The 24,043-nt window shown below is 33.5% G+C and carries 21 protein-coding genes and 2 pseudogenes; 17 read left to right on the forward strand and 6 right to left on the reverse strand.

Going from position 1 to position 24,043, the window contains the following annotated elements:
- The first annotated feature begins 14 nt into the window (after positions 1-14).
- From FA707_RS04765 to FA707_RS04780, 4 genes are all read left to right on the forward strand, one after another.
- The gene (locus FA707_RS04765) at positions 15-3,077 is read left to right on the forward strand and encodes a type I restriction endonuclease subunit R (protein WP_136953151.1); all 3,063 of its coding nucleotides are present in this window, start codon (positions 15-17) and stop codon (positions 3,075-3,077) included.
- 407 nt (positions 3,078-3,484) lie between these two features.
- A complete protein-coding gene (locus tag FA707_RS10450; RefSeq protein ID WP_168177347.1) occupies positions 3,485-3,661 on the forward strand; it encodes a hypothetical protein in 177 nt (58 codons plus the stop codon).
- A gap of 764 nt (positions 3,662-4,425) precedes the next feature.
- On the forward strand, positions 4,426-5,772 hold the full coding sequence (locus FA707_RS04775; RefSeq protein ID WP_136953153.1) for a Y-family DNA polymerase: 1,347 nt from the start codon (positions 4,426-4,428) through the stop codon (positions 5,770-5,772).
- A gap of 55 nt (positions 5,773-5,827) precedes the next feature.
- Positions 5,828-6,253 carry a hypothetical protein gene (locus FA707_RS04780; protein ID WP_136953154.1) on the forward strand — a complete coding sequence of 142 codons (426 nt, stop codon included), beginning with the start codon at positions 5,828-5,830 and terminating at the stop codon, positions 6,251-6,253.
- 176 nt (positions 6,254-6,429) lie between these two features.
- On the opposite strand, the pseudogene adhP reads toward FA707_RS04780, so the two are convergent.
- Positions 6,430-7,430, reverse strand: a pseudogene (gene adhP, locus FA707_RS04785) (alcohol dehydrogenase AdhP).
- A gap of 292 nt (positions 7,431-7,722) precedes the next feature.
- Here adhP and FA707_RS04790 point away from each other — a divergent pair.
- The 8 genes from FA707_RS04790 (at position 7,723) to FA707_RS04825 (ending at position 15,952) form a co-directional block, all read left to right on the forward strand.
- Positions 7,723-9,141, forward strand: a complete 1,419-nt coding sequence (locus FA707_RS04790; RefSeq protein WP_168177348.1) for a helix-turn-helix domain-containing protein — start codon at positions 7,723-7,725, stop codon at positions 9,139-9,141.
- 130 nt (positions 9,142-9,271) lie between these two features.
- Entirely contained in the window at positions 9,272-9,913 is a 642-nt protein-coding gene (locus FA707_RS04795; protein ID WP_136953156.1) for a WxL domain-containing protein, read from the forward strand.
- Positions 9,914-9,933: 20 nt separating this feature from the next.
- Positions 9,934-12,282, forward strand: coding sequence for an L-type lectin family protein (locus tag FA707_RS04800; protein WP_136953157.1), 2,349 nt, complete (start codon positions 9,934-9,936; stop codon positions 12,280-12,282).
- 28 nt (positions 12,283-12,310) lie between these two features.
- Complete coding sequence (locus tag FA707_RS04805; RefSeq protein WP_136953158.1) at positions 12,311-12,595, forward strand: LPXTG cell wall anchor domain-containing protein; 285 nt, start codon at positions 12,311-12,313, stop codon at positions 12,593-12,595.
- The gene (locus tag FA707_RS04810) at positions 12,585-13,073 is read left to right on the forward strand and encodes a hypothetical protein (protein ID WP_136953159.1); all 489 of its coding nucleotides are present in this window, start codon (positions 12,585-12,587) and stop codon (positions 13,071-13,073) included. The genes FA707_RS04805 and FA707_RS04810 overlap by 11 nt, the downstream gene beginning before the upstream one ends.
- A 32-nt stretch (positions 13,074-13,105) precedes the next feature.
- A complete protein-coding gene (locus FA707_RS04815) occupies positions 13,106-14,143 on the forward strand; it encodes a DUF916 domain-containing protein (RefSeq protein ID WP_168177349.1) in 1,038 nt (345 codons plus the stop codon).
- 200 nt (positions 14,144-14,343) lie between these two features.
- The gene (locus tag FA707_RS04820) at positions 14,344-14,616 is read left to right on the forward strand and encodes a hypothetical protein (RefSeq protein WP_136953161.1); all 273 of its coding nucleotides are present in this window, start codon (positions 14,344-14,346) and stop codon (positions 14,614-14,616) included.
- Positions 14,617-15,091: 475 nt separating this feature from the next.
- Positions 15,092-15,952, forward strand: coding sequence for a type IV toxin-antitoxin system AbiEi family antitoxin domain-containing protein (locus FA707_RS04825; RefSeq protein ID WP_136953162.1), 861 nt, complete (start codon positions 15,092-15,094; stop codon positions 15,950-15,952).
- Positions 15,953-17,029: 1,077 nt separating this feature from the next.
- Here the strand turns inward: FA707_RS04825 and FA707_RS04830 are convergent.
- Entirely contained in the window at positions 17,030-17,521 is a 492-nt protein-coding gene (locus FA707_RS04830; protein WP_168177350.1) for a hypothetical protein, read from the reverse strand.
- Positions 17,522-17,871: 350 nt separating this feature from the next.
- Here FA707_RS04830 and FA707_RS10455 point away from each other — a divergent pair, with 350 nt between their 5' ends.
- From FA707_RS10455 to FA707_RS04840, 3 genes are all read left to right on the forward strand, one after another.
- Positions 17,872-18,042 carry a hypothetical protein gene (locus FA707_RS10455; protein ID WP_168177351.1) on the forward strand — a complete coding sequence of 57 codons (171 nt, stop codon included), beginning with the start codon at positions 17,872-17,874 and terminating at the stop codon, positions 18,040-18,042.
- Between the two features lie 48 nt (positions 18,043-18,090).
- The gene (locus tag FA707_RS04835; RefSeq protein WP_136953164.1) at positions 18,091-18,462 is read left to right on the forward strand and encodes a hypothetical protein; all 372 of its coding nucleotides are present in this window, start codon (positions 18,091-18,093) and stop codon (positions 18,460-18,462) included.
- Positions 18,463-18,594: 132 nt separating this feature from the next.
- Positions 18,595-19,536 carry a hypothetical protein gene (locus tag FA707_RS04840; RefSeq protein WP_136953165.1) on the forward strand — a complete coding sequence of 314 codons (942 nt, stop codon included), beginning with the start codon at positions 18,595-18,597 and terminating at the stop codon, positions 19,534-19,536.
- A gap of 264 nt (positions 19,537-19,800) precedes the next feature.
- Here FA707_RS04840 and FA707_RS04845 read toward each other — a convergent pair whose 3' ends face one another.
- The 4 genes and pseudogenes from FA707_RS04845 to FA707_RS04855 form a co-directional block, all read right to left on the reverse strand.
- A complete protein-coding gene (locus FA707_RS04845; RefSeq protein WP_136953166.1) occupies positions 19,801-20,589 on the reverse strand; it encodes a hypothetical protein in 789 nt (262 codons plus the stop codon).
- 118 nt (positions 20,590-20,707) lie between these two features.
- Positions 20,708-21,514, reverse strand: a complete 807-nt coding sequence (locus FA707_RS04850) for a hypothetical protein (protein ID WP_246032350.1) — start codon at positions 21,512-21,514, stop codon at positions 20,708-20,710.
- Positions 21,515-21,646: 132 nt separating this feature from the next.
- A pseudogene (locus FA707_RS10605) lies at positions 21,647-21,763 on the reverse strand (SAP domain-containing protein); the annotation flags it as partial.
- Between the two features lie 222 nt (positions 21,764-21,985).
- Positions 21,986-22,540 carry a tyrosine-type recombinase/integrase gene (locus FA707_RS04855; protein WP_136953167.1) on the reverse strand — a complete coding sequence of 185 codons (555 nt, stop codon included), beginning with the start codon at positions 22,538-22,540 and terminating at the stop codon, positions 21,986-21,988.
- A gap of 509 nt (positions 22,541-23,049) precedes the next feature.
- Between FA707_RS04855 and FA707_RS04860 the strand changes: the two genes are divergently transcribed.
- A complete protein-coding gene (locus tag FA707_RS04860) occupies positions 23,050-23,406 on the forward strand; it encodes a helix-turn-helix domain-containing protein (RefSeq protein ID WP_136953168.1) in 357 nt (118 codons plus the stop codon).
- 405 nt (positions 23,407-23,811) lie between these two features.
- Positions 23,812-24,033, forward strand: coding sequence for a hypothetical protein (locus FA707_RS04865; RefSeq protein ID WP_136953169.1), 222 nt, complete (start codon positions 23,812-23,814; stop codon positions 24,031-24,033).
- Positions 24,034-24,043 lie beyond the last annotated feature (10 nt).

Below are 24,043 nucleotides of genomic sequence, written 5' to 3' on the forward strand. Positions count from 1 at the left end.
AAAGTAGGGTAGCTATGTACTCATTTACTTCAGAAGAAATTATGGAAAATAACTTAATTCAACAATTAATTACAGGAGAATCGCAGTGGACGTATCGTGAAGATCTACGTACAGAAGATGATTTATGGGCTAATTTCAAACAAAAATTGGAAGCGAATAATAAACAAGTTTTGAATGATGTCATGTTAACGAACCAAGAATTTCAACAAATCAAAAATCAATTAACTTTTGCGAATTTTTATCGAGCGGCTGAATGGTTAAGTGGTGAGAATGGTATTGCGAAAGTCGAAGTGCAACGCGAAGATGCCTCGCTTGGTACCATTCGTCTAATCGTCATGAAGAACCGTGATATTGCAGCGGGTATTTCTTCTTATGAAGTCATTAATCAATATCGTTCAAGTAAAGATAGTGCACAAGACCGCAATCGTCGTTTTGATGTGACATTACTAATCAATGGGTTGCCTATGATTCATATTGAATTAAAAAATAAACGAGAACCTTATATGGATGCGTTCCGTCAGATTGATAAATACTTAAAAGAAGGTAAGTTTACCGGTATTTTCTCAAGCCTACAGATGTTTGTCGTGACAAACGGCGTTGATACTCGCTACATTGCGGCTTCAATTAGTAGTAAACTAAAGCCGGCTTTCTTAACAAAATGGGTTGATAAAGACAATCAACCTGTGACGGATTATTTAGATTTTGCTCGAGAGGTCTTATCTATTCCAATGGCTCATAGAATGGTTGCGCACTATTCTGTTCTCGATAATGAACGTAAGTCGTTGATTCTTCTACGTCCGTATCAAATTCACGCAATTGAAGCGGTTAAAGAGGCTTCTAAGCATCGTCAAGGTGGTTTTGTCTGGCATACGACCGGTTCAGGAAAAACGCTAACCAGTTATAAGTGTGCTCGTAACTTATTACAAATCCCATCAATTGATAAGACGATTTTTATTGTCGATCGAATTGACTTGGACCAACAAACATCTGCGTCATTTAACTCTTACGCGCAAAATGACGCGATTGAGATTAATGAAACAGAAAATGTCTCCGATTTAATCAAAAAATTAGGAAATGGTGACCGGTCAGGCATCGTAGTGACGACTATTCAGAAGTTAAACCATTTAATCAGACGATTAAATAATAAGCCAGACGGACGAGATTACAAAAAACTATCGCAATTACGCGTCGCTTTTGTCGTGGATGAATGTCATCGAGCGGTGAGTGCAGAGAAGAAAAACGAGATAGCGGAATTTTTCATTAATTCATTATGGTATGGTTTTACTGGAACCCCAATTTTTAAGGAAAACGCTAAAGATGAAAAAGGGAATATGGCCCGAACTACTTATGAGCAATATGGTGAATGTTTACATAACTATACAGTGAAAGAAGCTATTCATGATAAAGCAGTATTAGGTTTTCAAGTAGAATATAAGGCCACCTTTGAGGAAGAACAATTGGATGAGATTGTTGCAACTGTGACCGGTAAAGAGTTATCCGAAGTTGAAACAATGGACATGATGGTCCGTGAAGCTAAAGTACCTAAGAAGGTTTATGAAGAAGAGGAACATATGCTGGCGGTTATTAATTCTATCATCAACAAGTCTTCCAAGAAATTAGGTTTTAACAACGGTGTTGGGTACACGTATAATGCTATTTTAACTACGACATCAATTGCCCAAGCCCAAAAGTATTATGACTTGATTAAAGAAGTAAAAGCAGGTCATTCATCGGTGAAAATATCAGAAAAAATTAAACGCGTCTTGCCAGATTTTCCTAAAGTAGCGATTACTTATTCGATTAGTGAGAATGAAGAATCTTCAGAGGTGAATCAGACGAAGATGAAGGAAGCGTTGTTGGATTACAATGCTGAATTTGGCACTAATTTTACCATTGATACGATGAGAGGTTATAACAGTAATGTGAACGACCGTCTGGCTCGTAAGAGAGAAAAGTATCAAGCCAGAAGTGAACAGTTAGACTTAGTCATTGTAGTGGACCGTCTGCTTACAGGATTTGATGCTCCATGTTTATCGACTATCTTTATTGATCGTCCGCCTATGCCGCCTCATAACTTGATACAGGCATTTTCTCGAACGAATCGTATCTTTGACTCTAAGAAGGAATACGGCCAAGTGGTGACGTTCCAGTCGCCTGCTTTGTTTGAAGAAAGCGTGAAAGATGCCTTACGTTTGTATTCAAACGGTGGAGAGAATGAAGTATTAGCGCCGGAATGGGAAGAATCGAAAACGGCTTTTATTGAAGCAATCCACAGCCTAAGACAAATAGCGGAAGAACCTGAGAACATTGATATTGATGCCTCTCCAATCGAATGGTTGAAGAAGTTTGCAAAAGCTTATCAGCGCGTGGATAAGACGTTTAGTGCGGTTCAAGTTTATACAGAATATGAAGATGAGATGTTGGGCACCCTTTTCTCAATCACGATGCCTGAATTAGAAAATTATCATGGGAAATACCAAAACGCGTTAGAAAAAATTAAAGGCGAAGGACCTGGCCCTGATGATGAGATTGAATTAGATGTGGAATACGAGTTGTCGTCTATCAAGACAGACAAGATAAACTACGAGTATATTTTAATGTTAATCCAATCATTTGTCCCAAGCGGTGATGATGACATTCAATTGGTACATACGATGAATGACAAAACGATGCAAGAAGTTGAGAAGTACTTAGAAGACCTTGCACGCACCAATCAAACCATGGCTAATATTGTCAAAGGAATTTGGCAAGATTTACAAGACAACCCTGAAAATTACCGTGATAAAGTAATTTCAATGGAAGTAGAAGCTGTCATTGAGCAAGCCAAGCAACAATTTGTCGAAGAAGTTTCAAAGGAATGGTATGTTGAAGAAGATAAATTGGCCTATTATGTAGATAATTACAAACACGGAAAAGAACATCAATTAGGCGCCAGTGATTTATATAAGAGTGCTGATTACAATCAATACAAAACAACCGCTGAAAATCCAGTCATCAAATTGAGATATAGAAGTGAACTGTTTAAACAAATTAATCAGAAGATTGAAGAAAATATTTTACCGTTACGAGAGAAGTAATTAAATAATTAGTAGGGAGAGAGTTAGGAAGTAGACTTTCTCCCTATTTTTTGGTACCATAAATTCTTGACTAATTAGTTAGTAGATGTTATTTATGTATAAGAAGTGAGGAACTCATGTTAGCCTTATTGGAGTTCTTGAGACACATAAAAGTGTCTGCCTGAAAGGGTGTCGGTGATTCGACAGTGATGAAAGGGCTATTCATCAAAAACTTACTTAAAGACTCATAAGGTGCAGAGTCTATAATGCAACCTCACTTGACAGCTACTTAGTTGTCATTAGAAAAAATCCGGCATAGGAAAAGCCTTATAACATTAAATGTTATAAAAGCAATGCACCTATTAAAAAGTAAAAGCGAATGTGCTGGTGGCATGTTCGCCTTTTTTTATAAAAAGGAGGGATATGTTATGAGAGTGATTAACGCAAAAGATGTTGCAAATATCAAACTACTGGAAGAAGCACTCAAAATGGAAATACCATCTCTTGAACTAAAACAAGGAAGACAACGCCCAAGAAATCCTGATGAAAAAGAAGTGCTGTTACGCTGGGAAAGGAAACGTGGCACAAAGATTGGAACGATATAGAGAAGATATGTGCTGTCAAAGAACAGATAGCGACCATAGATGCAATTAGTCTAAGGAAATTTACATTGTTTGGCTGAACTATATTGGCTGGAATGTAGTCGTCTTTATCTTGTATCTTTGTGTATTTCTCAAACAAAATAACGATGGTGAACACCTTTAAATCATTAATAATAGACTGAAATAATGAACGTAGGTATCAATACTTATAAGCGAAATAGCCGTGCATTATGTTTTTTTGTCTAATGGTTAGCAATATTATTAGTGTGAGTCCACTCATTTTATTCAATACATTCGATGAACAGAGAAAAAAGTATTTTTGAACTGTTTATATATTTAATAGTGCTCCCTTTTTAGTAAGATAGTATATTTATTGAAAATAGGTCAAAGTTCGTTTATTTATTTAATAAATATACGTATGTAGGATAAACCATACTATATATGTAAATTACAGAGTAAGGCATATGGTGTTCCGGCATTATAACTAAACTCATCAGCTTTGATATAGTTAAGGATACTTAAAAGTTAAAACATTGATACCATAATTTGAAAAAATGAGATTGTATTTGCTTATTTTGAGATGGTGAATAATTTTATTAATATGATATACAACTAATTTTAAGAGTCTCAATTGAGGCTCTTTTTTGTGTTCAGAGTTTCTTTTTCATATGTACTTGACTTAAAATACGAACATATGTTCTAATTTGAGTATAAGATTTATTTAGACTGTTAAATAATAACCGATTAAGAAAGAAGGCGGGATTACGATGGGATTATTCAGTCAAAATCCTACATTTGATTATAATAAGGAACCCTCACGAGATATTTTGTGTATTGATTGCAAGAGTTTTTATGCCTCAGTGGAATGTGTAGAACGCAATCTTAACCCATTAACAGCGAAGTTGGTGGTGATGAGCTATCCGAGTGATAATCCTCGTGAAAGGGGTAGTGGCTTGATATTAGCCAGCTCACCCGCTGCGAAAAAAGCGTTTGGCATCTCTAATGTGAGTCGAGCGAGAGATTTACCTTATCCATATCCGGATGATTTGGTAATTGCTCCACCTCGTATGAAAGTGTACATGGAGAAAAATAAAGAAATTAACGCTATTTATAAGAAATATGCCGATGAGAGTAATCATCATGTCTATTCAGTTGATGAGAGTTTTTTAGATGTTACCGATGGCATGACCATGTATGGTGTAAAAACGGCTTATGAGATGGCCAGACTCATTCAACGAGATGTTTATCATCAAATAGGTATCTACACGACGGTTGGTATCGGAGATAATCCATTACTGGCAAAATTAGCGTTAGATAATGAGGCAAAGCATAATAAGGACATGAAAGCCGAATGGCGTTATGAAGATGTAGCGACTAAACTATGGGGTATTCAGGATATTACGGATTTCTGGGCAATAGGAAGCAAAACTGCTGATAGATTACGAAAACTCGGTATTTATAGTATTAAGGATCTGGCTCATGCCGATTATTACAAAATCAAACAACACATGGGTGTGGTTGGGACGCAACTCTATGCGCATTCATGGGGAATTGATCGCACCTATATTGGACAAGATTATACACCTAAGTCTAAATCCGTTGGCAACTCACAAGTCTTACCTCGTGATTACCGAGATGCGAAAGAAATTGAGATTGTTATTACTGAAATTGCTGACCAGGTAGGGACGCGCTTACGTCGAATGGGTGCCAAAGCCAGTACTATTAGTTTAGGAATCGGCTTTTCACTGGGATACCTTAATCATGAGGGACGTGGTGGCTTCCGCAAGCAACTCAAGGTACATCCTACAAACAACAGTCGAGAAATGGCCCAGTACTTATTACAGTTGTTCAGAGAGAATTATGAGGGAGAATATGTCCGAAATATTGCCATTAATGCCACAAATCTCACTTATACAAGCGCACTACAATTAGACTTATTTAAAGAACCGGACGTACAAGTTAATAATGTGAAAGTCGATTATGTGGTCGATACGATACGTAAAAAATATGGGTTTACCTCCATGGTTCATGCGAATAGCTTATTAGAAGGCGGTAGAGCCATTGCGCGTGCAGGATTAGTTGGTGGTCATGCAGGTGGAATGGGAGGCATATAAACATGGGGGGCATTTTCAATGGGAGGCATGTGAGCATGAGAGGAGAGTTATCACCATGGTCAAACGAACCAGTAAACGATTTGCGCAACAGTTTCAAGATTACAATGACTACCATGATCGTCCATTTGGGTTAAAGTGGGGAACGGCTTTTGCGATGGAAGAATTGACCAGTACCATCGACGAGAACCATCTCCACGCATCTAAAGACATCAAATCCAAGCCGTTAATGTCACGAGAAGATATAGATGAGGTTTTATCATTCTCCTATATCAAGAATCAACCAGTAGAAGTTCAATTGAATGAACGAGATGAATTTGGTCGCTTTACGGAACCATTTATTGGAAGATTCAAGGGGGAAGCGTATGTGGATTATGTAGTGATCGAGAAAGCTGATGGACCTACACCCTATAATTGGGAAGATATCCGGCATGTCGCGATTAAAGAAGTGGATAAGTTGTCAAAGGTGGAGTTGTTCGAGTGAAATCTTGAATAAGAATTAATCAGCTTTTTGGTAAGATGTATATGGAACTGTGAATATTTTTTTTTAATTATAATATCAAATTAAAAAAGGACGTTTATGATACGTTTGAATTATTTTCTTTACTAAAGAAAAAAACAAATGTATGCATAAATGTCCTATCAATTTACTAATTACAATTATTTATTAAAATCGATAACCATACGTCCTCGAATTTTTCCAGCTTCCATTTCCTCAATATCTTCAATTTTTCTTGATTCACAATGAGGTACTACTTTTCCTTCTGCACCAAATTGGAATGCCTCTTTTAGATCTTCACGAGTGCCCACTAATGAGCCTACAACTTGAATACCGTCCAATACAAGACGTGGAATATTTAAGTCCATTGAATCAGTTGGTAAGCCAACTGCTACTACGCGTCCACCTGCACGAACTGAGTCAACTGCTGAATTGAATGCTTGTTTCGCTACGGCAGTAACAACTGCAGCGTGAGCACCTCCATGGGTTTTTTCTTGGATAATTTTAGTTGCATCTTTCTCAGAAGAGTTGATCGTTAAGTCAGCACCACATTCTTTTGCAAATTCTAATTGACCATCGTTAATATCGACAGCGATAACTTTTGCATTGAAAACGTTTTTAGCATACTGAAGGGCTAAGTTACCCAAACCTCCTAATCCGTAGATCACAATCCATTGTCCAGGTTTTACACCAGATTCCTTGATCGCTTTATAAGTCGTCACACCGGCACAAGTAATACTACTTGCTGGTTCAGAAGCTAAATTTTCAGGCACTTTAACTGAATAGTCAGCGGTTACAATACATTCTTCAGCCATTCCGCCATCTACAGAGTAACCAGCGTTTTTTACTTCACGACATAACGTTTCTTTCCCATTAATACAATACTCACAATGGCCACAGCCTTCAAAAAACCAAGCGACACTTGCTCGATCACCAACCTTTAAACTTGTTACATCGTCAGCAACTTCAATAACACGCCCAATTCCTTCATGTCCTAAAGTAACACCTGTTACGTCGCCAAAGTCATGATTCTTTACATGTAAGTCAGTATGACAAACACCGCAACAAATCATTTCTAAACGTACTTCACCCGTTTTTAGTGGACGTAGTTTTTTTTCTCGATTTTTACTCCTTTATCTTTTGTTACTACAACAGCTTTCATAATAATTCCTCCTAAATATTAATTACGATACTTTTCGAAAATATCACCTTTTTTGTGCCGATGCAATGTTTTTTTTAAGGTGTAATTTAAGAATTTATTATTTTTTTCGGACTCTTCTCTTTTTTCAATAACATGTAAGAATGCCGTAAATTTAAATAATCGTTTATATAAATAGCCTAATTTGTTAAAAAAATATCATATGATATTAATCTTAATAATTTCTTAACAATTCGATTATTGATTCTTTTTTTATCAAAATGGTACGCTATTAGTGAGAAAAATGGAGGTTTATATGATTGAAAAATTGTTAGATAATGAAGATGCAAAAAAGTATAAAGTGGTTAAATTCATTCAAAAACAGAGAAACAGATATATTAGTATCGAGGAAATCATAGCAGAAACAGGTATTTCCTCAAAAAAAATCAAAGAGATAATCAATGAAATTGAACAAGATGAAAATGAAATTTATCCTAATTGTTCAAAAAATCAAATTAATTATCATAAAAAAATGGTAATTAAATCAACGGACTATAATCCGTATCATTACCTTAAATTTTATCTAAAAAGGAGCTTGAAATATAAATGGTTGGAGGATATTTTTCTTGAAAAACAAATAAATTTAGAGGAAGAAGCTCTGGAATACCACATTAGCACCTCTACGATTTACCGAAGATGGAAGGAATTTAAGCGAGATATATTAGATATGGGACTTTCTATTAAAAAAACAGCGAGACAACGTTACCGAATTTCAGGTGAGGAGCCTACCATTAGGTACCTTTATTATCGAATCTTTATGTTAATCGATTGTCCAATCCCTTTGAATAAAGAATTGGAAGATGAGACATATCATTATCTCGTTAATCAAAATTATGGCATTGCAGAGGGAAGTATCATTTCATTTCAAACAATGCTGGCTGTTACAATTCAGAGATCTTTAAAAAATCCTATTAATTCGACTAAAAAAAATGATTTTTCTTTAATTGAATTTAAGTACAGTCGGGATTTATTTTTAGAGAGATTTTTTAAATTCTTTAAAAAATATGGAAGAAGTGAAACTGTCATATCAAAAGAATTGGATTTTTTATTTTTCTTTCTGACAACGGAAAATACTCACGACATATCTGAATTTAAAAACGAAGTAATGGATTCTACTGAACTGTCGGATTGCAAGTATTTTAATATTTTAACTGATTTTAAAAACGAAATCATTGAAAAAAGATTTGAATTGAACCTTAATAATGCGGAATTGTTTTGTTTTTACGTCAATACTTATTATGGTTTGAGGAGGAATGATTTATTTAAAAATGCCGTAAATATTGTTATAGAGGGCGAAATGCCCATAGCTTTCGAGTGCTTCAAGGAAAAGATAAAGGATTATCAATTCTATCACATGCTACCGTTAAAACAATTATTTATATTGTTAGAGCCTATTATGAAATTGGAACAGAAGGTGATAAAAATATTGCTAATTAACAGAAATGGAGACCTGGTTACCAAAGAGATAGAAAGGATGATCGAAGAAGAAGCACGATTTTCTCCAGTATTTTCTAAAAGACTATTAGATAAACCCGATATAGTTATTTCTGATGGTCCACTATTAGAATACACAAGCTTACCAGTATTTTACTTATCCCAGTTACCTAACAAATTTGAAATATTATCAATCGTAGAAGAAATTCATGAAAGGTTTGAAAAAAAAACAAGCAGTTAAAATATCGATATAGCGCTATCATCTGTGTGTTTTCTTATTTTGAGGTTCAAAAAATCTCCTATTTTGAGGAAAAGTATCTTTTATTCTATGTTATTCTTTAGTTGTATTATAAATTTAAGGGGGAATTTTTGTGAAAAAAACAGTGTTATGTTCAGTATTATTATTTGGGAGTTTTGGATTTTTAGCAAATAATGTAAAGGCAGAGGATGCCAGCAATACAGGTAGCGTTATGCTAAATGCACCCGAAACAACAAATCCGGTAGAACCTGAAATCCCAGGCGGTGGCGGAACAGGACAAACTGGCCCATTAACAATTGACCAAGTGCCATCTTTTGAATTCGCAAGTGATGAGAAGCAATTAGAAGGAACGTTTAAAGATACACCAGTAGAAGGAATTAAAAAAAATGTACAGGTAACTGACCGCCGAGGAACGTCAGCTGGTTGGACATTGGGAGTAACTATTTCACCTTTTGTTGATGCGAATCAAAAAGCATTAAGAGGAGCGGACATTAATATCCCGATCGCATTACAAGCAGGTGAAGATAACCAATCAGACAAACCTGGTATTATTAAAAGCGCTATCACAGGAGTTATTAATACTGAAAACGGATTAACCGCATCAGATGTCATTACAGCAGATGAAGGTCAAGGTGCAGGTACGTGGATCGCTTTAATGGAGAATGCTGCATTAAATGTTAAACCAGGAAATACAGCTGGAACATATACAAGTACATTTGTATGGACATTAGGAGAATTACCAGCTGGTAACTAAGAATTATTAGGGGGCATAATATGAAAAAATTATTAGGTACATTAATCTCTCTAACATTTTTTTACCTATTAACTATCCCTACTATTACACATGCAGATGAAGTGCCTCCTCATATGAGGTTAGATAATATTTTTACCGTAGATCTTGGTCAATCGGAAAATATTGCCGGAGTGACGGATGATGGAACTGTTTATATCACAACTGCCGGATATAGCCAAATTGGTGCTATTTGGAGCACTGATAATAACTTGCTTGATTTTAAAGAACCTTTTGAAATTGTAGCGTATACGAATCAAGGATTAGGTATGGTGAGTGATGGTAAACAAAAAGCGGATGGCATGGCGTTTGTCATCCGCTCCACTTTACCCATAACAGATGGGGCGTATGAATGGTTCTCGCACTCAGGAAGTTCTTTAGGGGTATATGCGGATGAGGGATATGGTAAATCAAAAAATGGAATCGCAAATTCTATAGCTATCGAATATGATCTATATAAAAATATTGGGGCGCCCGATGCGTTTGACCAGGATCTAACGACCGTTGGCGATAAAGGAAGCCATATTGCGACAGCCTTTCCAAACGATCCGAGTACTTATGATGATAGATATGTCCTACCCATCTTGGGTAAGTCATACAGAGTAATGAAACATGAAAATGTGTTAAATTCAGTTCCTATTCAAACAGATAAATGGATAAAATTAGAAGTGAAATGGCAACCTTCAGAAGATAAGGATATTTCAAAAGGGCAATTGAGCTACACTATCGACAATAATACGTTTATAATTGATAGTAAACGATTCTTCAAGCAGGTTTTTGGCAGTCAAAATGAGATACAAACAGCCTACTTTGGGTTCACCGGATCTACAGGTCCAAGCAATACTGCTGGTCAAGCTGTTGTCTTTGAACAAATTCCATCAGTAGTAAATTCAAACGTCAATACTACGATTAAAAAAGCCGATAATTCGGAAGTAGTAGATGGGGAAACAATTGTAGCCGGGGAAACCTTAACAGTTGAAGTGACACCGGAATGGGTTGGAGGTAATCAAAATTGGTCGGATATAGCAACAGAGATCAATCTCCCCGCTAAAGGTGTTTCACTTGTAGCCAATAGTACCAAGCTAAATGGTGAAGATCTATCAGATGATTATTGGCAAAATGGAATCCTTAACTTACCAGAAGGAACGCTACCTGATTTAGGAATTTTTGAAGGAAATGGTGGAGAAAGTGCTACTATTCAATTTCAATTAAAAGTTGCGAACAATGATGATACTGGGAAAAAGATTGTGTCGTCATCATTTACTGGTAGTAACAATATTTCTAAATCTGAAAGTGTCGGATTCCTTACTGAGAATAAAGATATTATTCTTGAGATAACTAATCCAAAAGAAGGTGACATATTCGTTGATGATGGTCAGACAGAGCTTTCTTTCGATGTAAAATGGAAGACTAATGTATCTAATCCACCTTTAAAAGGCAAATTTCAAATAGTTCAAGATGACAATGTCTATGATATTTCAGATATGGATATTAACGGTAGTGGACAAGGTTCGGTTAACTGGATCAAACAATTCAAAGAAATAGGCTTTGGGAAATTTAAAGCGGTTTTTTCCGTAACAGATGACAATGTTAATGAATCAGTTAGTGTGAATCTGATAAAACAGGATAGACCTATTCTAAAAGTTCTTCGATTAGAGAATGAAGAAGTGGCACCTAACTCCGAAATCTTAGTAAATTTTGAAGTGCAAGATAGGGATAGTACTGCTGGGGATCTATGGATGAAACTGGATGACGGAGAGTTTAGCTTGGTGGACAGCTATAGTGATTTTAATGCGGTTGGCCCCAAACTATTGGATACAACATTAAATACAACAGGCCTTTCAAATGGTGCGCATGTAGCTACTTATTACTTTGTAGATCCAGATGGTAATCAATCGAACGAGTCAGCCCTTAATTTCACCGTATCAGGCAAATTAGAGATGGTAGACAAACCGACTGATTTTAAACTTACGGATATTGCTTTAGGAGACCCAGATACGAAAGTTGATATGGGTAAGATTGGTTTGAGTGATGGAAGATTAGATAAAACATCATGGAAACTAAGTGTTGCTTATTCAGAACCATTCTCTACAACGGTTGAGGGCACTCAGTTAATAGCACCGGATGGTTTCTTATACTATTCAAAAGATGGCGTAAAACATAACGTCAATACAACGGGCACTATCCTTTTAGAAGACACGACGATTCCTGACAATGAGACACTATATGTTGATCAAGAGGACTCTAATGGTTTTTATATCCATACAAACTATGGTATGCGCACAGGTGAGTATAATGGAACGTTATTATGGTCATTAGAGATGACGCCTTAGCTAAGATGGAATTAATGGAGGAGATGTCATGAAAAAAGTAATTACTATGATAATGGTTGTTTGTTCTTCGTTGTGTTTTGCTATACCTCGTGTGAATGCTTCATCTACGAATGGTGCCACGGATGTCACAATTGAAATAGTAAAAAGAGGGTCGATGTCAGGACAAACACCTATTGATAAACTAAATGATAAAATTTTACAAACTGGCGAATCAACAGATATACACCTTATTTTATTGGGATTGATTTGCGTGGTATCGTATTTCATTATAATAAATTGGAAAAAGAAAGGACTGAGCCTATATGAAAAATAAACACATGAGGCGAGATCTTTTCTTCGTCCTTTTATTAACGTTTCCTTTGGTCGCCACAAAACAGTACGCAAGCCAAGTAACATCAACAGGTACAATCACAATACCCCAGGGGACGTTATTGTTAGAAGATGTTTCATCTACTATTGATTACGGGAAAATTGAACAACCAATAGAGGAAGAGGTCTATTCAATCAAAGTAGAGCTAACGGTGAATGATACGAGAGAAGCCTTACCTGGTTGGGATGTATTTGTAAAAAATGCACCAGTCAATTGGGATGAACAAAACCTTAAACTTTCAATCGATGATAAACAAACTATATCATCAGATGAATCGGTCAAAATATTATCATACGATCCTGCCACTTATGAAAATACAACTACTGAAGCATTTAAAGTATTTCTTACAGTGGGGCCTAACATACAGCCGGGATTGTACGAAACCAAGCTTATTTGGGAATTAGGGGCATTACCTAAGTAACGAATAATAGATATGTAATGTGGAGGGAATTTATGCGCAATTTATATAAGTTTATGATGCTTTCGATTGTTGGTATAGTCATGATGTGTTCGTTTCAACGCTTTGCTTATGCAGATGACAGCCCAACATTTGAATACTATGTCACACCAATCTTCACGGATAATCAATCGGATGATAAACGAGGTTATTTCGACTTATTAGTGAAACCTGGAGAAGTTCAAGAACTTAAACTTGAGGTATCAAACACGAGTAAACAGAAAAAGAAGTTGACGATAACGCCTACAACAGCTGGGACAACCAGTAATGGAACGATTGACTACAGTGGTAAGGAGTGGCGTCATACATCTAACTTAGTTGCCAAATTTTCTGATATTGCATCTGAACCACAAACGGTTGAATTGAAGCCTGAGGAAAAGAAAGTTGTGACGTTTGAAGTCAAAGTTCCTGATGAAAAATTTGAAGGACAAATAGTTGGAGCCTTTTATGTAAAAGAAGACTCAACCGAAAAAGAAGAAACAAAAAGCACAAGTGAGAATGGCATCGGAATTAAAAATGAATTTGCTATGATTATTGCATGTGTATTAATGACAGATGAGAAAATACCTGATCAAGATTTTGAATTAGGACCTGTTAAAATTGATACTTATGGTGGTTTGTTGTCGTTAAAAACTGATTTATCTAATCACACAGCACGACTACTTACCAACTATAGCTTAGAAGGAACTATTTTAACGGCAAAAGGTAAAAAGGTAATGGACATTGCGTTGAGTGATATTTCAATGGCACCTAATAGTATTTACGAAATGCCCTTACAGATTAATTCCTCTGATTTTCCTGCGGGTAAGTATAAAATGGCGTTAACCATTCACGACCGAGCGAAAGAGAAAGAATGGGAGATCGCTACTGACTTTAAAATTAAAGCTGAGGAACGTCAAGAAGCAATTAAGGAGAGTATCGATTCAGTCGTTTGGTATAAAACAACCAGTGGCATGTTAATAATTGCATTAATCGTATTGGTTATCATTATGTTTATCGTGATATTAAGAAATAAAAGAAAAGGCTCGCAATAGTGAGTCTTTTTATTTTGTCAAAAAAAATATATCTACATGCATTAACATTAAAAGTATCCGTTAGAACAGCTGAAAAACTTCTAAAAAAATGAATTTTTACTTTTTAGGAATATTCTGAAATGTATTACATATAATTCAATATAAAATTAATTAATTTAAAAAATAGAGAAAAATAAACATTAGCGGAGAGTGGAGAATGAATGATAGATAAAACAACAGTTAGTTCTGAAAAAATCAATGGATCGAATAACACGATAGCAACAAAGAAACAAAAAAGAAAGGCGAAATTTATAGCAACAAGTTCGGCTATCCTGACTTTTATTCTTTCTTTGTTATTAGTAAAAGAGGTGGCCTATATAGAATTGTTTTTTGGAATTATTTGCACTTATTTTTATGTGTACTATTATATCCTTGCTGAAGAGGAGTATACCCTTATTCTCGATAAGAATAAACAAGTACCAAAAGAAACATAGCTTTATTTATCAATAATTAAAAAAAATCGATATTTTTTTAAAAAGTCAGAATGAAATATTGTGGTAGGTTTCTATAGTTGGTATTATTAGCTCATAAGAACAAGAGATGCAAGATTCCAGCGATAAACTAAAGAGAGTGTAAGCGATAGTGAATCAGTTAATGAGCACTACTTGTCTTTCCTTTCTAAAAAAGCCTATTTATTTTTTATTTGAACTGCTGAAAACTACGTTGCGGAAACAGTGTAGCGAGTAAGGATTAAAGACGACTGCGGAAACAGTTGTCTTTTTTTGTTATTTGAAGTTAAAGTCTACAATATTAAATAATTAATGATAAGCAAATGATATGTACAGCAAACACTCAATGACAAATTTCGTTGTGTAGTAGTATTGATATTATTTAAAAATACCGATAAATTAATATTAGTGGTAAAATAATGTAAAAATTATAATTACCAACACGATGGAGGTGTGTCTAATGGATAATGAAAAACTTAAGCACAAGTTACTGAGACAATTAGGAACTTTAACGTTATCAACTGAAGAATTAAATCAGTTGGAGGCTATGTATCGTCAGTTCGTTATTAATGATACTTTAAATGTGGGATCAACGAAATCAATTAAAAAGCTGATTTTAAATGAATTGTTTAAAAATAAAGATATTAGACGCGTTTGCGGAGATTTTTTTCAAAATAAAGATTATTTTAATAAAGCTGATTTAGTTCAGTTGTTTTCTATGATTGCTTCAAGTAAAGTTGGGAAATACGAGTTATTTGATAGTAACTACTACTCAGTTGAATTGGAAAGTGTTATAGAATCATATTCTGACAAACTATTGACTGAATATGGGTTTGAGAAAGTTAGAAATGGTTGGTATAAAAATCAAGATTCACCAGAAGATGATGAGTTTGAAATTCAAATATATTATCCAAATATGATATTTAGCCATGAATCAGCTTTATATTATCATGAATTAACGAATGTGATTCCTAAAAAATATATAACTACTGTTCCAAGAACATATAACAATTCTAATACCCGATATGGTAAATTGCTAAAAATTGTAAGGACCTCCAAGTTTATCTCTAATGATGACGTTGTTATAATGAAAACAAATTATCAAAATGAAATTAGAGTTACAAGCATTTACAGAACAATTTGTGACGTTATGAATCCCAAATACAAAATGAATGCAGAAATAAGGAATAGGCTATTAGTAGAATCTCTGAAAAGAAATGATGTTAATATAACTAAATTATTAAATAAAGCAAAAGAACAAAATGTGGAGCATATCATTAGACCTCTAATTGAAGTGTTAGCACAGAGCATGATTGAGTAAAAAGTTATGTCTATTTAATGGAATTAATAGATTCTAAATAGATGAACTATCTTTCTGCCGCGCAATATGAAGTAGTTTAGTAATTATTTGAGGTTTTTAAAAACATCTTTCAATTGGTTAATGCTTATGTAAGTGAGGTTAATCTTCTACATTCAGTGACTATCCCAACCAAGTTATTGGAATAGGCTATTAAAAGTTATCTGGTTTCTTTTTAAAAGGTTACAACCTATCACGTTGTTGGGGGTGTTAAGGTTTTATCTATATCAAATAGAGAATACATGAATAGTGAAAAATGATAATTTTTACTATTTATATAATTAATAGTGCTCCCTTTTTAGACATATTTAGTATAATGAACAAAAATTTTCTTATAAAAATGAAGTAAATTAATAGTAATGATTTCCAACTAATCAGAAGAACCAACAGCATAGCAATGTAGGCGTGGCGCTACTAATGATGTTGGAAAGTTGCATATAGACAACTTAACTTAGAGAACAGTTTTTTGGGGGATTTGACTTTAAATTAAAAACTCAAGTTTATGAAGAATTTATTTAGATAAATCTGAGGAAATCCGAATACAATTCAATAAATTAGAAGAACTGAAGAAGAAGTCGAAGAAAGGATGAGAAGGTTAAACTATTATAAATAGAAGCCTATAGTTTCTTTTGCTAATTCTATTTTCAACCTAATTACGGCCGAAATCATCTTATAGAACATGAATGAGTAGAGTGCGCCTACATTCCATCCTGTTTTTATTAATTAAATTTATTGATTTTGGCTTTATTCTCTGTAAGAAGATTCTCTAAAAAGATAATAAATAATAAAAATCCAAATATGACTTTATTTTTGTAAAATTACTTTATAAGTATTTATGAAAAAACAACAAGTGATGATAGCATTTTTATGTTGTTGATGGTGTTTTGAACTTAGATACATCAACTAATAGCGATAAAATTGTATAATTTTGAGATATTATATAATTAATAGTGCTCCCTTTTTAGACTGGTTAATCAAATAAATGACTAAAATAATTTAAAGTAGGCGTAATATAGGGAGATAGGTTTGTTTTATCTTATATTAGGGTGATGCCTCCCTATTTATTGCGCCAATTATGTTTTCTATAAAATCAATTAATTCATTATTTAAATTTAAACGTTGACTCACCTTAATTAACTCTGCAAGTTTAAAGTTCTTATGGTTGTATAAATTAATCCAAGCTTCAACTAATGTTGATTCAGAAATCAATACGTCGTCTGAAAGACAATCTAAGAATGTACGATAAACATTAGTAACAGGTACTAAATTTCCTAAAGGAGTATCTACTAATTCGATGTCTTCAACTGGCACAGCATGAGTTGATGAAGAAGAAGCTATCGTTGTCGACTCCGAAATTGAATAGTGACAAGGTTCTTCAGTAATTAATTTATGAAGATACAAAGCAGTATCATGTGAATAGACACAGCCAATATTTTCGAAAAGAAACTTAAATAGTTCATCATATACTTCATCTTCAACTGGTGATTCATCAATTCTTGATGCAACAAATGATTGATAAACGCTATCTAACAAGTTTAGTTCTACAGAATTTAGAGACATTTCTTCTATTTTAGTCAGCATTTCTTTTTTTGAAAGTGGTAGTTTAGACGATTTTTTAAAATCTGAATTATGTAACATTTGGGTTCTTCCCTTCTATAATCTCATTAGTGAATACAAGACTATTATATACGAACGCACATTCGGTTCCTAAGGTTTTAGTAGTTTTAATTCGCTGTTTTTATACTAAGATTGGTGTTAAAATAACAAAAGTTAATTCGCTTTATTATATATATTTCACTTATAAGAAGCATATAATACCATATGAAAAGAGAAAGGAGTAGAACTACAAATTAGTTGGGAAAAATCAAGAAGGTGGTCATATAATGGATTATGTGCAAATTTTTAAATTAAAAGTGGAAAAGATTATGATAGAGAGTAATAGGAAATATTTGGTTAAGGATGTAGATAATGGATTCAAATTGATTAATTTTAACTCAGAAAATATTTATATTTTTGAATATCAAAAAGGAAAATGGATATCAAAAATCAAGTAAAGAGAAGGACAGAAGCATAAAATAGAAGATAAGGTTGATTTACTCTATTTGAATCTTCTTCAATTAATTGAAAAAGAAAATAGAGATTTACTCGGGATCACTAAAGAAGAATTAGATTCTGATTTTGTGTTTCATGAATCAATGAAAATTTGGCAAATACTTTTACAAACGTTAAAAGACGAAATGTCAGATACTATTAATCAGATTGACATTATGGAATCACAAATAGTTGTTGAGTTCAAAAACATTAAAGACTATTATCCAATGGTTTTTCTGAATTACGTTCATAAATCGCAAGTCTGGGTTTCTGAATATATAGAATTTCTTGAAGTAGACGAAGTTTTTGCAACTTATCATAATCAATTTCAACAGATTGAAATGTATTTAGATATGATAAACAATCAAGAACCTTTAAGTTAACAATGCAAATGTAGTCCCTTTTTTGTGAAAAGAGGGCTTTTTTTTACTAATGTAATTGGAATTACTGGTTTATGATTGCTTGTATATGGTGTATAATTGTTTTAAAAACGAATGTTAAAAAGGGGAGTTTGTATGAAAAGTAAAAAAAAGTCTTTGATGATTGCTGTGTGTGGTTTACTTATTATAGGTGGTATTGTATATAAAGTAGATGCAAATAAAAAAGCAGAAGCTGAGAGGATAAGAGTCGAACAGGTTAACAAGAAAATAAAAGACATAGAATTAACCTTTATTTCTTTTGAAGAACTAAAAGATAGCGATAGGAAATTAGAAAGTTTAAAAAAACTAATTAAAGACTATAATAGTTATGAGAAAAGTGATGAACCTGATTCGAAAATATTAAAATCCTATGAAGATGCTATAAAAAAAGAGAAAGATGTATTAAAAAAAATTAACACAGATTCTCTGAAATCAATCACTTCTAAGGATGTTTCTAAAGAGGGAAAAGACGAATTAAATTCAAAGATAAAATCTTTAGAATCTCTAAAACAAGAAATATCTGGCCAAGAGAATGTGGTTTATTCCGAAAAAGAATTCAAGGAGATAAATGATAGTATCGTAAACTTAATTAAAAACTATACTGATAAAGTGAAGGAAATTGAGAAGAAGGAAGCTGAAGAAAAGGCAAAAAAAGAAAAAGAAGCTAAAGAAAAAGCTGAAAAAGAAGCCGAATTACAATATCAAGCTCAATTACAAGAAGAATATCAGAGTAATCAAGTAAATCAAAATCAAGCTTATAGTGAACAAACCTCGAATAACGAGAATAGCTATAGTCAGGGGGGAAGTCAAAGTAATAATCAAACGATAACTTCAAATCAAGAATCAACTAATTCAAATTCATCTGCAACTTCAAATCAAAACCAAGGTAATAGCAATCAAGCTCATGATTGGAATGGTTGGAGTAATGATGGGGCAGAGGGACCTATTGCTGATGATCTTTGGGCGGATTATGGCGAAGATGGAAAAGTTACAATTGGTGCTGGTGATGAAGAATTTGGAGGATGGCAGCCTAATTAATCAGCCTTTGAATAGTTTATAATTATTTATTTGTCATACGTAATCTGTAACCAGCTTTTTAAAAATCATAGCGAATTTTGAAATACCCCCAGCAACTATTTTTCACTGTCAGTTGCTGGGGGTATGTTCATAATATGAAATAATCGTAAACTCATTTGGATCATACCAGAAGTCTATAGATAATTGTATATTGTAGTATATTTTCATAATCTGAATTGCTTAATAATCTATAGTTTCATAAATAGTTCAAGTGTACATTTTTATTTATAAATCTTCTAATCTTTTTAGAGGTTCTCCAACGGTAGAATATCGGGCAATTGTACCATGTGGTGATACCAAGAAGTACCCCCTGTTAGGTGAGCCTAACTCAGATTCAAAATGAACCTGTAATGAAATACCATCATCTGCAAGTTTTACTTCTGGATAGGATAAATTCCAATCGGTGTACGTTCTAACATATTCATCAACGTATTCTATTACATTTTCACTGGTAATATTAACTAAATCATCATTATTAGATTGATCACTATAACCTCCGTTGTACAACTTGTCCGTAGCCAGCTTTTGGGCAGTGCTATTTTGTTCTTCTGAAATCCATCCATTTTGGTAAGCATTTCCATAATAATCAACAATTCCCCAAAGAATGATATTGTATTCTTCTCCTGACAATCCAGAAGAATCAGACGGACGCACACTTCCACGTTGTTCTGGAGGCATGGGATTTCCATTCATAGAAAATTCATTATACGCTTGAATAAATTTTTCAGGATTATCATTTGATAATATTTCTTCTGTAGATGGGATGTTAGAAGAAGCCTCACTTGTTGTTTCAATAGTAGTGGAAACTTTTTCTTTTGAGGAATTACTTTCTTTTTCTTGTGATGAAAAATTAGTAGATTGATCAGTTTCATTTGAATTAGTAGATTTTTTAGTATTCCCAGTTACATGAGTCTTTAATGACGAATCATTTTTTATTTCAGATTTTTTTGAGCAACCAGTACCGATAATTAGTAAAGTTGAACAAATTAATATGTGATTGATTTTTTTTAACAATTTAACATCCTCCATTTGATAAATTATAATAGCCTAAAATGTATATCAGGTGTACATTAATGATACCATTATTATAATCGAATCAAAAGCTTTATCATAGTATACAGGTTGTTAAAATTTAAATTAATCCCTGTAGATAGTCAATCACTTTCTGAATCTCTTCTTTCTCAAATGATTCGACAACTTTACATATCACTTCAACTTTAGTCGTATCAAAATCATCTTCATTACCCCAATAAATATCGCCACCTGGCAATACTCCCAATACATTTTCAACCAACTCATCTAACCCTGGTAGTTCCTTAGGCGCTAAATCTTGTTGATATGTTTCATCATCGATCCATCTTCCATCCCAGTAATGAGCTCTTGTAGCTTCGTTTCTGCTATAACCATTTTTTTCACGTATACCAGCGGATAGTTCTTTAAATAATTCATCCATAGTAGGTATATCGCCTTCGCTCATTAGTCTCATGATCTGCTTATATTGTTCAAAGGAAATATATGCCAGTTTACTAAGAGGCTTTGTCATCTCAGGTCGATTTGAGATCATTTCTTTATCAAATTCATGATAGAAAGTGTGTAGGAAAAGTTCTAACTCATCAGTCGGTATTGATAGTTGGTTGTAAATGGAATGAACAGGAATCGATTGGGCATCTCCAGTTGAAATATACCAACCGTGTGTGCCAATATAAGTCATTTCATCTCCAGCTCGAGTCTTTTCTAAAGAAGCCCACAAATTGTACGTAATGTCTTTTAACTTTTCATAATAAGACTGCTTGTAATTACCTTGATTGTAATAGAGTATTGATAACTTGTACGGCTCTTTATCGAAATAGCTAATTAAGAAATCTGCTGGGTTTACGTAAGGATTTTTAATGAAGTAGGTACTATCTATATTAATCCCGTTATCTCGGTAATTAGGCATTAAATGTGGATTTCTGTCAGCCCAATAAAACGCCTTATATTTTTTCAATACAGCCTTTCCTACATCTGTTAATACTAACATTTTTTTGTCGTTAACTGCCGAAATTTGGTAATCAGCTAATCTTTCTTCTATTCTTTCAATTAATTCTGCTTTGGTACCTGTCGTTTTTTCACTATTTCGTTTTAAAACTTCTTTCAGTTCAGGTATCTTTAGGTAATCCAGACTATTGAAAGGGGTGCCTACTTCAATTCATCCTTTATTCAAAAGGGGAGGGATACTTTTGATATAATCATGATCTATGTATGAAACTTGGCCACCAGTCATTTTTCTTTTATAATCATTTGCGTTTATCGGGTTAGCATTGACAACTCTTAGTGCACGCAATTGATTAAGGGTAGGTAATTCATTAGAGCTATTGGTCATGTTATTATCTCCTTTTTCTTCTATTATATATGCGATTTTACGACGCCATCATATTCCTAATTTGAAGTCCATTAAACTCCTACCAATTTCATCTTCTGTAATTCCGATATATCGTTTCGTGATATTCTCAGATGAGTGATTGAAGATCTGCATCAATGTGGCAATATCTCGCGTCTTTTGGTAATAATGGTAGCCGAATGTTTTTCTCAGGCTATGCGTCCCAATATCATTCCGACCTAATTTCTCTGCAATATCCGCGTACAGTTTGTAAACTGTATTGACTTTAAGATGTCCGCCTTGTTGTCGGCTTGGAAATAACCAATCATCATCTTTTTTATCTTTGGTGTAATCCTTGATAAGTGGTTGGAGATTTTCCAAATAGAGTTGCTTTTTCTTTTCGGTTTTCTGTTCCGTTATTACGGGTCTTATTTCGTACTTAATATCTTTTACTTTTAGTTTCACTATGTCGCTCATGCGTAATCCATTATTGATTCCAAAAATGAACAGAAAGACATCTCGATCCGCATGTTGGGTTCTTCTTAGCCAAAATTTGAAATCTTCGATTTCGGTCTGAGTTCTGAGTGGTTGGACATTATAAGACATATAATTTCTCCTTTATTTTATGGATTTCACTTCATTAATTTAATTATATAGATTAATAATAGTGAACTCAATAGATGAGGAATTAAAAATGCTATTTTATCAGCGTTTTGACATCACTATTTTCTATCAAATAGTGAACTGTAATTGTTTTTGTGTGAAAGTAAGTTAATTATTGATTTAATGTAGAACGTATGTTCAAATAGTATTAAGAAAACAAACGAAAAATCGAGTGACAGGATTATCATGGCTGAGACAGTAAAAGTAGTTGAAATTAATACAGGGTAATCAAAAAGAATGTATGGCTTGAAATTTCTAACAGAATTATCGGATAATTTATCTTTGAAAAAGTGTCGAAAGATTCGATGGATAAAAGAAGACGGGTATTTGATGGTACCCATTTGAACAAGAACTAACAGAGAACGTGTGAATAATATCAAATTGCCTGAAGGGGCATTTAAAATGATTAAAGTAAAAGATACGAAACTATTATAATAAGTGAGGAGAAAATAATGAAACTTAATATGAGGTTTGCGACCAGAGTAAATAAAATTCTCTCAGAAGAAGGTATTTCAGCAGAAGAGTTCGCAACAATGCTGGAGTTAAATACCAAATATGTGAGAGAATTGTTAACTGGGAATCGTGTGGTTACAAAAGAGATAGTTAAAAAAACAGCTGAGGTTTTGAATGTTTCTGTAGAAGAGTTAGTTAAATCTGATCAAAAACCAGGTACTGATATAGAAATTGTTCACCTGTATGGTCAATTTGATTCAAGACAAGGGCGTCGCGCAATTGATGAGATGAAGTTTCTAATTAATAATTATATGGGATTGCTGGAGAGAAAAGAAAAGTTATCAAAAGATGAGTAATGCTTTAAGCAAAAAATAATAATTGGCATTGCTTTAAATATTTAACAGATATAAGTAATGAATATATTATTTAGTATAAACACAAAGTTCGGGCGCTTAATTGAAAAGGCTTGGACTTTTTTATTTTTCAAATCCCTAAGATAATCATAACTAAAAGTCGAGATACGATATCTCGGCTTTTTTTTAGCCGATTTTTTATAAAAAATAATATCCGAATCATCGGATGTTTTATATTAACGTTATTTTATTTTTTATAAACACTTTAACAATAAGGGTTTAAAGGTTTTTTTGTGTAAAAATAATTTATTTTTTAAATCAAGCTATATTTTGGGGAGAAATATCTATAATAAATAAAATGTTGAGTTAATACCATTCACAAAAAAAGAAACTAAAGGAGAAAAAACAATGAAAACAGAACAATTATTTTTTGAAGAAGAGGCGTCAATTTACCTTTTAATCTTGTACAAATTTGAAATCGAGGTTGAAGAAGAGATGAAATATTATGGATGCATCGAGTACAGAGAAGATGTATTTAAAGTCAAATTAAATTATGAGGATTACCAAAAATCAGATGCACCCGAAAATTTTGTGACAGAAGATCAGTTTTTTCGAATGAAGGAATTTTAAGAGGAGGAAA

The organism is Vagococcus zengguangii (genome assembly GCF_005145005.1).
Taxonomy (GTDB): Bacteria; Bacillota; Bacilli; order Lactobacillales; family Vagococcaceae; genus Vagococcus_A; species Vagococcus_A zengguangii.